Origin of the sequence: Roseovarius sp. MS2, from assembly GCF_051447875.1 — a bacterium.
GTDB classification, from domain to species: Bacteria; Pseudomonadota; Alphaproteobacteria; order Rhodobacterales; family Rhodobacteraceae; genus Roseovarius; species Roseovarius mucosus_A.
On the sequence record NZ_JBKHVF010000001.1, the window covers coordinates 2,290,437 to 2,304,015 of the forward strand.

General features: G+C 63.5%; 11 protein-coding genes and 3 pseudogenes. 6 read left to right on the forward strand and 8 right to left on the reverse strand.

The window, feature by feature from the left end:
* Positions 1-13 precede the first annotated feature (13 nt).
* Entirely contained in the window at positions 14-280 is a 267-nt protein-coding gene (locus tag ACLGGT_RS11130) for a transposase (protein ID WP_437195341.1), read from the forward strand.
* Positions 265-1,203 (forward strand): annotated as a pseudogene (locus ACLGGT_RS11135) (IS3 family transposase); the annotation flags it as partial. The gene ACLGGT_RS11130 and the pseudogene ACLGGT_RS11135, both read left to right, overlap by 16 nt.
* Positions 1,204-1,217: 14 nt before the next feature.
* Here ACLGGT_RS11135 and ACLGGT_RS11140 read toward each other — a convergent pair.
* Together ACLGGT_RS11140 and ACLGGT_RS11145 are read right to left on the reverse strand one after the other, a co-directional pair.
* Positions 1,218-2,330: pseudogene (locus tag ACLGGT_RS11140) on the reverse strand (alanine/glycine:cation symporter family protein); the annotation flags it as partial.
* 27 nt (positions 2,331-2,357) lie between these two features.
* A complete protein-coding gene (locus tag ACLGGT_RS11145; protein ID WP_008281834.1) occupies positions 2,358-2,792 on the reverse strand; it encodes a universal stress protein in 435 nt (144 codons plus the stop codon).
* Positions 2,793-3,050: 258 nt separating this feature from the next.
* Between ACLGGT_RS11145 and ACLGGT_RS11150 the strand changes: the two genes are divergently transcribed.
* Genes ACLGGT_RS11150 through ACLGGT_RS11165 form a run of 4 tightly spaced genes read left to right on the forward strand, consistent with a single transcriptional unit; the run spans position 3,051 to position 6,413 of the window.
* A complete protein-coding gene (locus tag ACLGGT_RS11150) occupies positions 3,051-3,497 on the forward strand; it encodes a TIGR01244 family sulfur transferase (protein WP_375554175.1) in 447 nt (148 codons plus the stop codon).
* Entirely contained in the window at positions 3,494-4,213 is a 720-nt protein-coding gene (locus ACLGGT_RS11155) for a 2-dehydro-3-deoxygalactonokinase (protein WP_437196121.1), read from the forward strand. Before ACLGGT_RS11150 ends, ACLGGT_RS11155 begins: the two co-directional genes overlap by 4 nt.
* On the forward strand, positions 4,210-5,430 hold the full coding sequence (locus ACLGGT_RS11160; protein WP_081507805.1) for a 3-deoxy-D-manno-octulosonic acid transferase: 1,221 nt from the start codon (positions 4,210-4,212) through the stop codon (positions 5,428-5,430). Before ACLGGT_RS11155 ends, ACLGGT_RS11160 begins: the two co-directional genes overlap by 4 nt.
* Entirely contained in the window at positions 5,427-6,413 is a 987-nt protein-coding gene (locus ACLGGT_RS11165; RefSeq protein WP_437196123.1) for a tetraacyldisaccharide 4'-kinase, read from the forward strand. Before ACLGGT_RS11160 ends, ACLGGT_RS11165 begins: the two co-directional genes overlap by 4 nt.
* A 4-nt stretch (positions 6,414-6,417) precedes the next feature.
* On the opposite strand, the gene ACLGGT_RS11170 is transcribed toward ACLGGT_RS11165, so the two are convergent.
* From ACLGGT_RS11170 to ACLGGT_RS11195, 6 genes and pseudogenes are all read right to left on the reverse strand, one after another.
* The gene (locus ACLGGT_RS11170) at positions 6,418-7,731 is read right to left on the reverse strand and encodes a M16 family metallopeptidase (RefSeq protein ID WP_437196125.1); all 1,314 of its coding nucleotides are present in this window, start codon (positions 7,729-7,731) and stop codon (positions 6,418-6,420) included.
* Positions 7,728-9,068 carry a M16 family metallopeptidase gene (locus tag ACLGGT_RS11175; protein WP_437196126.1) on the reverse strand — a complete coding sequence of 447 codons (1,341 nt, stop codon included), beginning with the start codon at positions 9,066-9,068 and terminating at the stop codon, positions 7,728-7,730. Before ACLGGT_RS11175 ends, ACLGGT_RS11170 begins: the two co-directional genes overlap by 4 nt.
* 74 nt (positions 9,069-9,142) lie before the next feature.
* Positions 9,143-9,654, reverse strand: a pseudogene (locus tag ACLGGT_RS11180) (DUF3035 domain-containing protein).
* Positions 9,655-9,705: 51 nt separating this feature from the next.
* Complete coding sequence (lspA, locus tag ACLGGT_RS11185) at positions 9,706-10,176, reverse strand: signal peptidase II (RefSeq protein WP_008281842.1); 471 nt, start codon at positions 10,174-10,176, stop codon at positions 9,706-9,708.
* Positions 10,177-10,183: 7 nt separating this feature from the next.
* Positions 10,184-11,773, reverse strand: coding sequence for a bifunctional phosphoribosylaminoimidazolecarboxamide formyltransferase/IMP cyclohydrolase (gene purH, locus ACLGGT_RS11190; protein ID WP_437196128.1), 1,590 nt, complete (start codon positions 11,771-11,773; stop codon positions 10,184-10,186).
* Positions 11,774-11,797: 24 nt separating this feature from the next.
* The gene (locus ACLGGT_RS11195) at positions 11,798-13,552 is read right to left on the reverse strand and encodes a heparinase II/III family protein (RefSeq protein ID WP_008281844.1); all 1,755 of its coding nucleotides are present in this window, start codon (positions 13,550-13,552) and stop codon (positions 11,798-11,800) included.
* Between the last annotated feature and the right edge of the window lie 27 nt (positions 13,553-13,579).

The following is a 13,579-nucleotide window of genomic DNA, read 5'->3' on the forward strand; positions in this document are numbered from 1 at the left end:
GAAAGGACCAGAGATGAAGCGCAGCAGATTTACCGAAGATCAGATCATTGGCATCCTGAAAGAGCATGAGGCGGGTATTTCCGTGGCCGATCTGTGCCGCAAGCACGGTGTCAGCGATGCAACTGTCTATAAATGGAAAGCCAAGTATGGCGGCATGGATGTCAGTGAGGCGAAGCGTCTGAAGGCGCTTGAGGATGAGAACGGGAAGCTGAAGAAGCTGCTCGCCGACGCCATGTTGGACAACTCGGCTCTGAAAGACTTGCTCGGAAAAAAATGGTGACGCCCGCCGCGAAGCGGCAAGCGGTCGCACATCTTGTGGAAGGCCACGGGATGAGCGAACGGCGGGCGTGTCGGGTCATCGGCTGCTGCAGGATGACGATGCGCTATGAGGCGATCCGGCAGGATGATCCCGCGCTGCGGGAGAGGCTGAAGGAACTGGCACGAGTTCGCCGCAGGTTCGGCTATCGGCGTCTGCATGTGTTTTTGCGGCGTGAGGGCCATGAGGTCAATCACAAGCGGCTGTTCCGCATCTACCGCGAAGAGCGGCTGCATGTGCGCCGTCGCGGTGGGCGCAAACGTGCCATGGGAACACGGGCCCCGATGGTGTTGCCGTTGATGCCGAACCAGCGCTGGTCGTTGGACTTCGTATCCGATCAACTGACGGATGGCCGCCGGTTCAGAATCCTAACCGTGGTCGATGACTGCACCCGCGAATGCCTCGCGCTCATCGCCGACACTTCGCTGTCCGGGGCCAGAGTGGCGCGTGAACTGGCGACGCTGTTCGAGGCCCGTGGAAAGCCCGGAACAGTGGTCAGCGACAATGGGACCGAGTTCACCTCGAACGCGATCCTGACGTTCGCCGATGACCGCAAGATCGACTGGCATTACATCGCGCCAGGCAAGCCGACCCAGAATGCCTTCATCGAAAGCTTCAACGGTCGACTACGCGATGAGCTGTTGAACGAGACCCTGTTTCCGTCCCTGAACCATGCTCGCGTCACGCTGGCCGCCTGGCGCAAGGACTACAACACCGAACGCCCCCATTCCCGCCTCGGCTGGCAAACGCCCGCCGAGTTCGCACAGACCTTCACCCCGCAACGGGGCCTGACGCTGCGCAATACGCAAAGCTCCGCGCCAGACCCCGTTGCCCAATCCGCCGAAAACGGCAAAACTCAAACCCGGAGTCTCGCTCACGCTGGATAAAAGTTGGGGGCAACGTCAGGTCCTGCAACAAGCTGCCCGGTGATGATGATCACAAGAGCGGTCATGGTGCAGATCACCACGGTGTCGATGAAAGGCTCAAGCAGCGATACGAACCCTTCGGTGATTGGTTCCTTGGTGCGCACGGCCGAATGGGCGATGGCCGCTGAACCGACGCCAGCCTCGTTCGAGAAGGCGGCGCGTTTGAAGCCCTGAATGAGCGCGCCGACCATGCCGCCCGCAACGCCAAGCCCGGTAAAGGCCCCTTCGAAAATCTGGCCAAAAGCCCAGCCGATCTGATCCGCGTTCATCACGATGATGATAAGCGCTGTGCCGACATAGAGGATACCCATGAACGGCACGACCTTTTCTGTGACCCGCGCGATGGATTTCAGGCCGCCCACGATCACCGCAAAGACCACACCGGCAAAGATCACGCCGGTGATCCAGCCCGGATATGCGCCAACGATGCCTGCAATCTGCTGATGCGCCTGATTGGCCTGAAACATATTGCCGCCGCCAAGCGCGCCAAGGATACAAAAGATCGAGAAGAGCACGGCGAGGATTTTGCCACCCGGCACGCCGCGTTCGGCAAAGCCCTTGGTCAGGTAATACATCGGGCCGCCGGAAACGCGCCCGTCGGGGTATTCGTTGCGGTATTTCACGCCCAAGGTGCATTCGGTGAATTTAGACGCCATGCCCATGAGGCCCGCAAGGATCATCCAGAAGGTGGCGCCGGGGCCACCGATGCTGACCGCAACGGCGACGCCTGCGATATTGCCAAGGCCGACAGTGCCCGAGAGGGCCGTCGCGAGCGCCTGAAAATGGCTGACCTCACCGGCATCGTTGGGGTCGGAGTAGTCGCCTTTGACCAATGCAATGGAATGGCCGATCGCGCGAAACTGGATAAAGCCGAAATAGAGCGTGAACACGGTGGCACCAATCACCAACCAAGCCACGATCCACGGAAAGGAGGTGCCCGGAAAGTTGGAAAAGATCAGATTGACGAACCAGCCGGTTGAACTTGCGAAGATCTGATTGACCTTTTCATCAACGGATTGTGCATGGGCGGGCATGGCAAGCAATGCCGCCCCGACCGCAGCCGCCGCAGGAAATGCGTATCGTTTCATTTTTATCATCCCTGTTGTTTCTATATTTTATGGAACAATGGTGCAGGGCACCGGCGCTGTCTGCACGAGCGCACCGGCGACCGATCCGAACACCCGCGCGCCAATCGCCGACTGACCATCGCGCCCGATCACGATTTGAACGGCGTTCACCTCTTTGGCGATACGGCAGAGCAGATCGGCGGTATTGCCGTAGCGGATCATGGTCTCAACCGGCATCCCGCTGTCCTGCAATTCGGCCACGACGGTGGAAGTGATCGCCTTTTCGGCGCGTTCCATTTCTTCGCGGCGGCGTTTGTGGCGCTCTTCCAGTTCGCTTGCGGTCAGGAAGGAATAGGGCGACCATTCAAGCACATGCGCCAGAACGATGGTGCCGCCCTGAGCGCGTGCGCGGTCTACCGCGAATTCCAAGGCGCGTCGCGATGACACGCTGCCGTCGTAGCCGACGACGAACTTTCCAGACATGACAGGATCTCCCTCGTTGTTGTTGCTTGTCCGGGCATCCTGACGGCGCCCGGTAGGTTACTCTACCAGAGGTTACGTCTGCGGTTTTCCCGGATTTCCCGGTTTTGCAGGCCGAACGCTGTAAATTTCGGCAAAATTCGGGATGTCCTGCAAGAATCTTCGGCTTTGAAGCCGAGTTGCGTGCGTGGCGTATCGCCGCGCGCCGCTCTGTCACGGTGACGTCTGTCCCATTGAATCCGGCGGGGGATTTGCGCATAGATGGGCCAAACCCTGCTGGAGAGCCTCATGGACTTGCGCCTGATTACCCAAGATTTCACTGTGTCCCCGCAGATCGAGGTGGCGGATGTGGCCGCTCTCGTCGATGCCGGATATCGCTCGATCCTGTGCAACCGACCGGATGGCGAGGATTATGGGCAGCCTGCGTTTGATGCCGTTGCGGCGGCGGCAGAAGCGGCGGGGCTGGTGGTGCGGTGGGTGCCCATCCATTCGGGGCAGATGACGCAGGCTGCGCTGGACGAGTTTCGCGTGGCGCTAGAGGAAATGCCCAAGCCGATCCTTGCCTATTGCCGCTCTGGCACGCGCTGCACGATGCTGTGGAGCATCACGCGGTTCGAAGACTTGGGTGCGGACGAGATCCTGCGCGCGACCGCGAAGGCGGGCTATGACATGTCCGGTCTTGTGGCGCAGCTTGAACGCCGACAATGACCGATTGGGCCGCCATCGGCCATGACGGAGCGTGCGCGCGCGCCTTTGTGATGCAGGGCGCGCGGATCGTCGAGCAGGCCGCAGCCCCGGATGAAGCAGCTGCGCGGGCGCAGCTGCTGTCGATGCCGCAGCGGGTGTTCCGGATCGGTGAGGGGCAGGGGGATCACCTGCCCACGCAGGTATTGCCCCAAGGTGGGCGGGGTCTGGCCCCGTTGGTTCAGGACACCCCGCCCGATGTGATTGACGCTTGGGTGCGCCTTTTGCTGATCGGTCTTTTGCAGGCGCGGGCGCAATGGGATGGGGTGGCTTGGGTGGTCGGGCGCGACCTGAGCCATTGGGTGCATCTGAGCGCGGGCGAGGCGGTGAGTTGCCAGAGCTTTGTGACGCCCCGGCTGGTGCGTCTTTTGGGCGGTGCGGTGCTGCCCTGCGCCGAGGCCATGGCTGATACGCTCAGCCGTCCGGAACGATTGGCAGCGCATCTGCGGGGGGCTGAGGTGCGCGGGGATTCAGCCGCGATCACCGGGCATCTGTTGGCGGCGGAATTGGCGGCGGCGCGGCCCTATTGGCTGGGGCAAAGCGTGGTGCTGATTGCGGATGGATCACAAGCAGAGGGCCTTGCCGGGGCGCTGCGAGAGCATGGGGCGCCGGTCGAGCATGTCGCGCCTGAAAGTCTGACTGCATCGGCCTTGGCGGCGCTTGCCGGGGTGCTGGCGTGAGCCGGTCGCTTAGCCTATCGGCCTATTTGGCCTATGCGCGCCGCGCCGGGCGCGCGGGCCCTGTGCCGGATCAGGTGCGCCCGCCCGGACCCTTGATTTGGGCGCATGCGGTCGATGCGGCGCGCGCGGACACGCTGGTGCATCTTGCGGAGCGGTTGGCGGCGCAGCGGCGCGGCTTGCATCTTTTGTTGACCACATCAAGCACGACCCCGGCCCGGACCGACATGGCGGCATCGGTCATCTGGCAGACAGTGCCTGAGGATAACCTGCCCGCCGCTGAGGCATTTTTGGCCCATTGGCGGCCTGATATCTGCGTGTGGACGGGCGGTGATTTGCGGCCTGCGCTGCTGATCTGTGCCTCGCGGATGGCGACCCCGCTTTATCTGGTTGATGCCGACGAGGAAAATCTGGACCGGGCAAGCTGGCGTTGGTTTCCCGACATGCCGCGCGCGGTGCTGGGGCTATTTACGGAAATCCTGACGCGGACCGAAGCGGCGGCACGGCTGGTGCGCCGCTTTGGGGCACCCGAACGGATCGTGACCGTCACGGGCGCGTTCCAAGAAGGGGCGATGACGCTGCCGTTTAATGCCGCCGAGCGCGAAGAGATGGCGGGCCTTTTGCGCAGCCGACCGATCTGGTTGGCCTCGCGCATCCACCGCGATGAATTGGCAACCGTGCTGGAAACCCACCGTGAAGTCAGCCGTCTGGCGCATCGCAGCGTACTGATCCTTGTGCCGGACGATTTGCAGGACTGCGCCGAGATGCGCGCCACGCTGGAGGCGCAGGGTTGGCGGGTGGCGGTCTGGTCCGAGGGCGAGATCCCAAGCGAGACAACGCAGGTGATTCTGGCCGATACGCGGGGCGAGATGGGGCTGTGGTATCGTCTGGCCCCGGTGACGTTCATGGGCTCGTCGCTGGTGTCTGGACAACACGGGCGCGATCCCAATGAGCCTGCCGCGCATGGCTCGGCAATCCTTTATGGCCCCAATGTGGGCCGCTATCTCAATCGCTATTCGCGCTATGCCGAGGCGGGGGCGGCGCGGATCGTGCGCGACAGCCCGACGCTGACAGCGGCGGTGCAGCGGTTGATTGCGCCGGATCAGGCGGCGGTGATGGCGCATGCGGCGTGGGATGTGGCCTCGCGTGGGGCGGCTGTGACTGACCGCATTCAAGATATGCTGCTGGATCGGCTGGATAGGCTGGACGCCGCGCGATGAGCCTGCCCGCCTATTGGTTCACGCCACCGGATCGGCCCGGTTTGCGCGCGCGGCTTTTGACCCCTTGGGCGCTCTGGCGTGCGCGGCGCGCGGGGGCAGATCAGGTTGGCTGGCGTGCGCCGATGCCGGTGATCTCGGTCGATATGTTGGCGGCGGGGAGCGTGGGCAATTTGCCTGCGGTGCTGGCGGTGATCGGGCAGGTTCAGAGGCTTGGGTTTGCGCCCGTGATCCTTGCGCGCGGGGCGGTGGGGCCGGTTCGGATTGATCCGCGCCGCCATGGTGCGGAGGAGGCTGGGGGCGCTGCGCTGCTTGCGGCCGATTTTGCGCCGACTTGGGTTGCGCCCGACTGGGCTGAGGGCGCGCGGGCGGCCTTGGCGGAGGGGTCTGCCGATTGTCTGGTGATGATGGGCGGGCTGCGCGATCCCGCGTTGATCAAGGACCTGTCCATTGGGGTGGTCGATGCCGTGCGCGGCTTTGGCAATGGGCGGTGTCGTCCGGCCGGGCCACTTGCCGAGCCGTTGGAGGCTGCGTTGGCGCGGGTTCACCTGATGCTGACGGTGGGGCCGCATGCCGCGCAGGCGCGGTTTGCAGCGCTATGGGGCGCGCGGATTTCATCGCCGGTGATGGCGGGCGAATTGCAACCGCTGGAAACGGGCATGGATTGGGCGGGCGCGCGGGTCTTGGCCTTTGCGGGGGGCGAAGATCCGGCGCTTTTCTTTGCCATGTTGCGGGGGCTTGGGGCAGAGCCTGTGCGCTTTGAGGCGTTGGCCACCAAGGAAGCCTATGGTCCGGGCCTATTGGCGCGGTTGGAGCGAGAGGCGTCTTTGCGCCGCGCCCAACTGGTGACGACAGAAGAGGATGCCGTGCGGTTACCACTGGCGTTCCGGCGCAAGGTGATCAGCCTGCCGATGCGCTTGCAGGTGCCAGACCTTGCGCCGTTGGATGCGGCCCTGACGCAGGCGGGGCTACGTCAGGACAAATGATCCGTCAGTTGAGGGTGCTGTCCAATCCAACAGGCTGACCCACCACGACAAAGGTCAGCGTTTCCGGATCGAGCAATTCGCGCGCGACACGGTTGATATCGTCGAGCGCGACGGCATTCACCTTGTCATTGCGCGTTACGATGTAATCGGTCGGCAACCCCTCCATCTGCATGCCGACGGCGATGTCGGCGATGGGTCCATTCCCCTCGAACTGCAAAGGGTAGGCGCCGGTCAGATAGGTTTTGGCGTTTTCCAGCTCTTCAGGTGTGACACCCTCTGTGTGGATACGGTCCCATTCGTCACGAATGACAGTGATCGCCTCGGCGACGCGGTCGTTGGCAGAGGCGACAGACCCCATCCAGAGTTGGGCTGCATCCTTGTCCGCGAGATAGGAATAGACGCCATAGGTCAGGCCGCGCTTTTCACGAACCTCGCTCATCAACCGACTTTCAAAGCCGCCACCGCCAAGGATGTGGTTGAGGATATAGGCGGCAAAGAAATCGGGATCGTCGCGGTCGATGCCCGGTTGGGCAAAGGCGACAATGGATTGCGGTGTCGCAAAATCCGTGACCTTCACACCGCCCGGCAGATTGGGCGAGACATTGCCCGGCAGCGGTGCGCCGCTTTCGGGCAGGTCGCCAAGCAGGCTATCGAGAAGGGCGGCAAGCTCTGCCTCGGTGATGTCGCCCACGGCAGAGACATAAAGCCTGTCACGGGCCAGAGCGCCCTGATGTGCGGCCAAAATATCGTCGCGGGTAAGGGCCGTGACGCTCTCGATGGTGCCGTCAAGCGATGAGCCATAGGGATGATCGCCGAACACGAGGCTGTCAAACGCTTGTCCGACGATATCGCGCGGATCGGTTTGCGACGCGTTGATGATCGACAGGATCTGGGCGCGCACACGCTCGATGGCGTCGGGATCAAAGCGCGGCTCTACGAGGCTTGAGCGCAGGAGATCAACCGCTTGATCGCGGTTTTCGGTCAGAAACCGTGCTGAGACGCTGACGCGGTCGTCATTGACGGAATAGCGGAAATCGGCGGCGAGGGATTCAGAGGCGCGCGCAAAGCCCTGCGCGTCCATCTCGGCGGCGCCTTCCTCAAGCAGGCCGACCATGAGATTGGTCACGCCGCGCTTGCCCTCCGGATCAAGAGAGCCGCCGCCGCGAAAGCGCAATTCAAGCGCCACGAAGGGGATCGAGTGATCCTCGACCAGCCAAGCCTCAAGCCCGCCGGGCGTGGTGATTTCCCTGACCTCGATTTCAGCGCGCGCGGGCAGAGCAGCCAGCAAAAGAACGAAACTCAGAACGAAACGGATCATTGCGTGACCTCCGGTGCCATAAGCCAGCCTGTGACAGATTGCGTGCGGTCCAGCACGTCGCGTGCGGCCTGCAGGATGTCTTCTTCGGTTGTGGCCTGAATGATCGCGGGCCACGCTTGCACATCGGCCACGGTCAGCCCCTGTGTCAGCGCCTGACCATAGCGATTGGCCAAGCCGCCGGCATCGTCACGGGCATAGGTTTCCGAGGCGCGGAATTGCGTCTTGATACGCTCAAGCTGTTCGGCATCCACGCCTGTTTCCAGGAATGTCAGAAGCGCCTCGTCCATCGCTGCCTCGGCCTGTTCCAGTGTGACACCGGGGGCGGGCACGACAAAGAGGTCAAAGGTGGTGTCATCCAGCGACAGGCCCGAATAAGACGCGCCAACCTGCACCGCTGTCTGGTTCTGGAATTGCAGTTTCTCGGCCAGAAGGGATGTTTGACCGCCACCCAGAATATCGGCCAGCAGGGTCAGCGCTGCGGCCTTTTCCTGTGCGCCGCTATCACGCTCGGGGGCGAGATAGGAGCGGGTCACATAGGGTTGCGAGACGCGCGCGTCGCGCATCGTGATCCGCCGCTCGGCAAGTTGCGGCGGTTCTTGCGGGCGGGCGCGCTCGGGCAGGGCAGGGTTGGCAGGGATGGGGCCGTAATAGGTGTCGGCCAGAGCGCGCACCGCGTCAGGCGTGACATCGCCCGCGATGATCAGGATGGCGTTATTGGGGGCGTAGAATGTTCGATAGAAGTCAAGCGCCGCGTCAAGATCGAGGGCCTCCATCTCGTGCCGCCAGCCGATGATCGGCACACCGTAGCGGTGATTGAGATACTGCGTCGCGTTCTTTTGCTCACGGAACAGCGCGCCGGGGCTGTTTTCGACCCGTTGATTGCGTTCTTCGATGATCACATCGCGCTCGGTCAGGATATCGGCCTCGTCGAGCTGCAGATTGGTCATACGGTCCGATTCCATCCGCATGACCAGCTCCAGCCGGTCGGCGGCGATGCGCTGGAAATAGGCGGTGTAATCATAGCTGGTAAAGGCATTGTCCGAGCCGCCATTGCGCGCCACGGTGGCGGAAAATTCGCCGGGTTCCATGGTCTTGGTGCCCTTGAACAGTAAATGTTCAAGAAAATGTGCAACGCCCGAGACGCCCGGCGTTTCGTCGGCAGACCCGGCGCGATACCACAGCATTTGCGTGACGACTGGGGCGCGGTGATCCTCGATCACCACCACATCAAGCCCGTTGTCGAGCGTGAAATGCGTCACCTGATCGGTGGTCGCGGCTGATACTGGGGCCGCGAGCGGTAAGAGGGCCAGCGTCAGCCCGGCAAGGAAATGTCGCATTTACGGTCTCCGGTCTAAGTCGCATTTGATCAAGTAGATACGCCTTGGCCGCGCCGTTTCAAGCGGTTGGGTGTTCACTCTGGCGGGGGTGGGCTTGCCGGGGTGAGAACGCCGCGGTTGCGCAGACGTTGTTCCTCTGAATAGGCATCCAGCCATTCGCGGCGGTAGGCCTGAACATAATCGTCGCCGGGCAGGAAGCGCAGCACGTCGACGCGGCCATGCGCCTGACGCAGGGCCTTGTCCTCGGCGGCGAGGGTCTGGCGGATGGCGGGGGTGGCCCCGTAACGGTTCGCGTGATTGACGAGCGCGCCATTGCCTGCGACCCCACCTGCCGAATTGCCCCCAAGGCGGCCAAACCATCGGCGAGCGGGTTTTGATCCGTCAGATTTGCGCCACCGGGGTTCGGGGCAGGCAGGCTGGCCAAATCCTCGGGTGTTTGCAAGGGCTTGCCGGGAATAATGGAAAACTCGTCAGGCCCGTTTCCGGTATGACGAATCTTGCTGAGCGTGACGTCGTCGCGCCCGCCGCACCCGGCCACGAAAGTGGCCACAAGAAGGGTCAGAACTGTTTTTCGCGGCATCGCCATCGCCACTCTCCTGCAAGGTCATGGGAGCCTTATCGCATTCAAAGCCCGAGGTCACGAGGGCTTTTTGCCAGACGGCAGCAGAACCATACCAAAGGCCCCGACGAAAACCGCAATGTCGGCCACGTTGAACGCATAAGGATTGGTAAAGCCGCAGCAAGACATATTAAGGAAATCCGCCACCGCGCCATAGATCAGCCGGTCGATCACATTACCGAGAGCGCCGCCAACCAGCAGCCCCGCCGCCAAGCGGTGCCAGCGGCCCAGGGGTTCGGTATGCACCCACCAGAGCACGGCGCCTGCGATGACCAGCGCCACCGCGATCAGCACCCAGCGTGTGACCGGATCATCACCGGCGAGAATCCCGAAATTGATGCCGTAGTTCCACGCCATGCGGAGGTTGATAAACGGCGGCCACAGGTCAATCGCCCCGAGACTGCGCAGGTCCATCGCATGTACCACAAGATATTTCGTGGCCTGATCCAGCAGGAAGATCCAGAATGCTGTCCAGAAAACAATCCGCATCGGCGCGTCAGTGCCGGAAATGGCGCATGCCGGTGAAGACCATCGCCAACCCCGCCGCATCCGCCGCTGCAATCACCTCGTCGTCGCGCATCGAGCCGCCGGGCTGAATGATCGCGGTGGCACCCGCCTCTGCGGCGGTCATCAGGCCATCTGCAAAGGGAAAGAACGCATCCGAGGCCACGACGCTGCCTTGGGTCAGGGGGGCCGCCAGACCAAGGGTTTCGGCCATGTCCACCGCCTTGCGCGCAGCGATGCGGCAGCTATCGACCCGGCTCATCTGGCCTGCGCCCACGCCCACGGTGGCCCCATCCTTGACGTAGACAATGGCGTTGGATTTGACGTGTTTCGCCACTTTCCACGCAAAGAGCAGATCCGCCAATTCGCGCGGGTCGGGCGCGCGTTTGGTCACGACCTTGAGGTCGCTTGCGGCGATATGGCCGGTATCCTTGTCCTGTACCAGATAGCCGCCGGACACCTGCTTGATCATCCGCCCCGCCGTGGCGGGATCAGCCAGCCCGTCTGTCAAAAGGAGGCGCAGGTTTTTCTTCTTGGCGAAAATACTCATGGCACCGGCGTCGGCCCCGGGGGCAATCACCACCTCGGTGAAAATTTCTGCAATCTCTTCTGCGGTGACGGCATCCAGCGGCTGATTGAGCGCGATGATGCCGCCAAAGGCCGAGGTGCGATCGCAATCAAAGGCGTGTTTATAGGCCTCAAGCAGGGTCGCGCCACGCGCCACGCCGCAGGGGTTGGCGTGTTTGATAATGGCGCAGGCAGGGCCATCGGCCGGGGCGAATTCGCTCACCAGTTCAAAGGCCGCGTCTGTGTCGTTGATGTTGTTATAGCTCAGTTCCTTGCCCTGCACCTGCCGGGCGGTGGCCACGCCGGGCCGGTCCGAGCCATCGGTGTAAAAGGCTGCTGCCTGATGCGGGTTCTCGCCATAGCGCAGGGTTTGCGCCAGCGTGCCAGCAAAGGCGCGGCGGCGCGGCGCGGCATCGTCGATGGCCCCGGCCAGCCATGTGCTGACCGCTGCGTCATAGGCGGCGGTGCGGGCATAGGCGATTTGCGCCAGTCGTTGACGGAAGGCACGTGTGGTCTGGCCGTTATGCGCGTCCAGCTCTGCCAGAAGCGGCGCGTAATCGGCCACATCCACGACCACGGTGACAAAGCCGTGGTTCTTGGACGCGGCGCGGATCATCGCCGGGCCGCCGATGTCGATATTCTCGACGCAGTCCTCATAGTCGCCACCGCGGGCGACGGTTTCCTCGAACGGGTAGAGGTTGACGACCAAAAGGTCGATCGGACCAATCCCATGCGCCTGCATCGCCGCCTGATGCTCGGGATTGTCGCGCAGCGCCAAAAGGCCGCCATGCACCATCGGGTGCAGGGTTTTCACGCGCCCGTCCATCATCTCTGGAAAGCCTGTCACCTCGGCCACGTCACGCACCGCAAGACCGGCGTCGCGCAGCGCCTTGGCGGTGCCGCCGGTGGACAAGAGCTCGACCCCGCGCGCGGCCAGCGCTTGGCCAAGCTCGAGAAGCCCGGTCTTGTCGGAAACAGAAAGAAGGGCGCGGGTGATGGGCGCGTGATCGGTCATGTCGGGCGGTCCTGCCTTGTCGGTTCACTCATCGGCCACGGGATCAAGCGCCTCCTCCTCGACATCGCGGATGCCGACCGGGGTATCTTGCGCCTTGGCCAGTGACCATCTCAGATGGGTCGCATAGTCCATCGCGCGACCGGATAAAACGATCTGTTTGGTCGCACGCGGTTTGAGGCGCGTTTTTTCAAGATACACACTCGGTTGCAAGGACAAAGCGGCGCGCGCGTCGCTGCGGAACACCCAAATTTCGCCGCTGCGCAGCGCCAGAGAGATGGCGGCCCCCCCCATATCGACCGAGGCATCTACATCCGGGTGCAAATGAAAGCGGATATCATAGGCAATGCCCTTCATGCGGGTCTCGTCTAGGGCGCGGTCAAAGCGGCGTTTGTCCGTCTCTTCGATGGCGAGCAGCATATCCTCACCCACCAGCGCGCGCCCGTCCAAGGTAAGGTCGAGTTGACGCACATGGGTAAGGCCATGACCGCGCAGATAGCCGTCCTGCGCCCCTTCAAAGCGCAGCCCGTCGGGGGCCTTGGTCAGGTTGACCGGCACATGGCGCGGCGCTTCGCTCAGCCAGTCGGGGTGGCGTTTGTCATTGCTCAATCGCGCGCTGGAGCCATTGGCCAGCACCAGCGTCGAATGCGAGGGCGTGGCCCGGCCCGCCCGTCGCCATTCTGGCCCAAAACTATGGCCTGAGCCGCAATTGACGATCAGCGGGCGTCGGCCCGAGGTCAGTTCCAACGCAAGGGTCGAGGCATGCGCCCCCGAGGACGCCGCGCCGGTGGGTGGCGGGGCCGCGTCGATGATCACGCTGGTGCGGCCCGCGCCAAGCCGCGCAAAGCCCATGGCAAACCCGTCCGTGCGCCGGGTCTTGACCCCGCTGGTGGCAAGCGCGCTGTCAAGCCGCCCTTCCAGCCCGCGCCCGCCGCCGTGAAATCGGGCCAGCCCGCCATCGGCATGGCGCAGGCTGCGCAGCGTGGGGGCGATCCGTTCGATGGCGCGCCAATGCGCCTCGCCTGCGGTCCTGCCGGATTCGCTGAGCGCCATGGCGGCCCATGTGAGCAGGGTAAAGACCTCTAGCAGCTCTTCTGGGTTGCGGGTGGGCACGCCGCCCTGCGCGTCGATCTGCGTCTCGCATTCTCGCGCCAGCGCCGTCAGCGCCGGATCGAGATGCGGGTGCATCCCCTCAAGCGACAATCCGGCATAGATCAACCCGGTCAGCGCCTCGAACCGAGGCAGACCGGGGCGGGCGGCCTGCCATCGGCGGGCAAGAAAGGCGGTCTGCTGCGCCAAAGAGCGGTAAAAGGGGCCAGACGCCTGTGACGGCTGGCCGCTGAGCACGAAAAGCGCCTGACTGATCCAGCGAATCAGGCGGCGGCCAGTCAGATCCGGGGTCCAGCCCGGTCCGGTGCCGTTGCCATAAAGGTCGATCCAAGCCCAGAGCCATTCTTGCGCGCGCGCCCGTGCCGCCGCATCGCCCGCCGCCGCCAGATCGTCGAGCCAGCCAAAGCCGTGCAGTTGCGCAGCAAAACCCGCGTCGGGCGGGTCAAGTTTCCAGATGAGCGTGTCCGGGGCCTCTATGAGGTGCCCCGCAAAGACGAAATTTCCTGCGCACAGCTGACGGCCCCGCGCGAGATAGCCGATGCTGCGCGGTTCCGGCTGCGACAGAAAGGCGGTGGCAGGGCGGCTGAGCGCGGCGCGGCGTGCCGCCAGCCGGTTCAGCAGGCGCGACCAGCGCTCTGGCCAGCGTTCTGGCAAGGGATCGGATGTGGACATATGCCGTGCCTCTGGACGCTTCTCGCG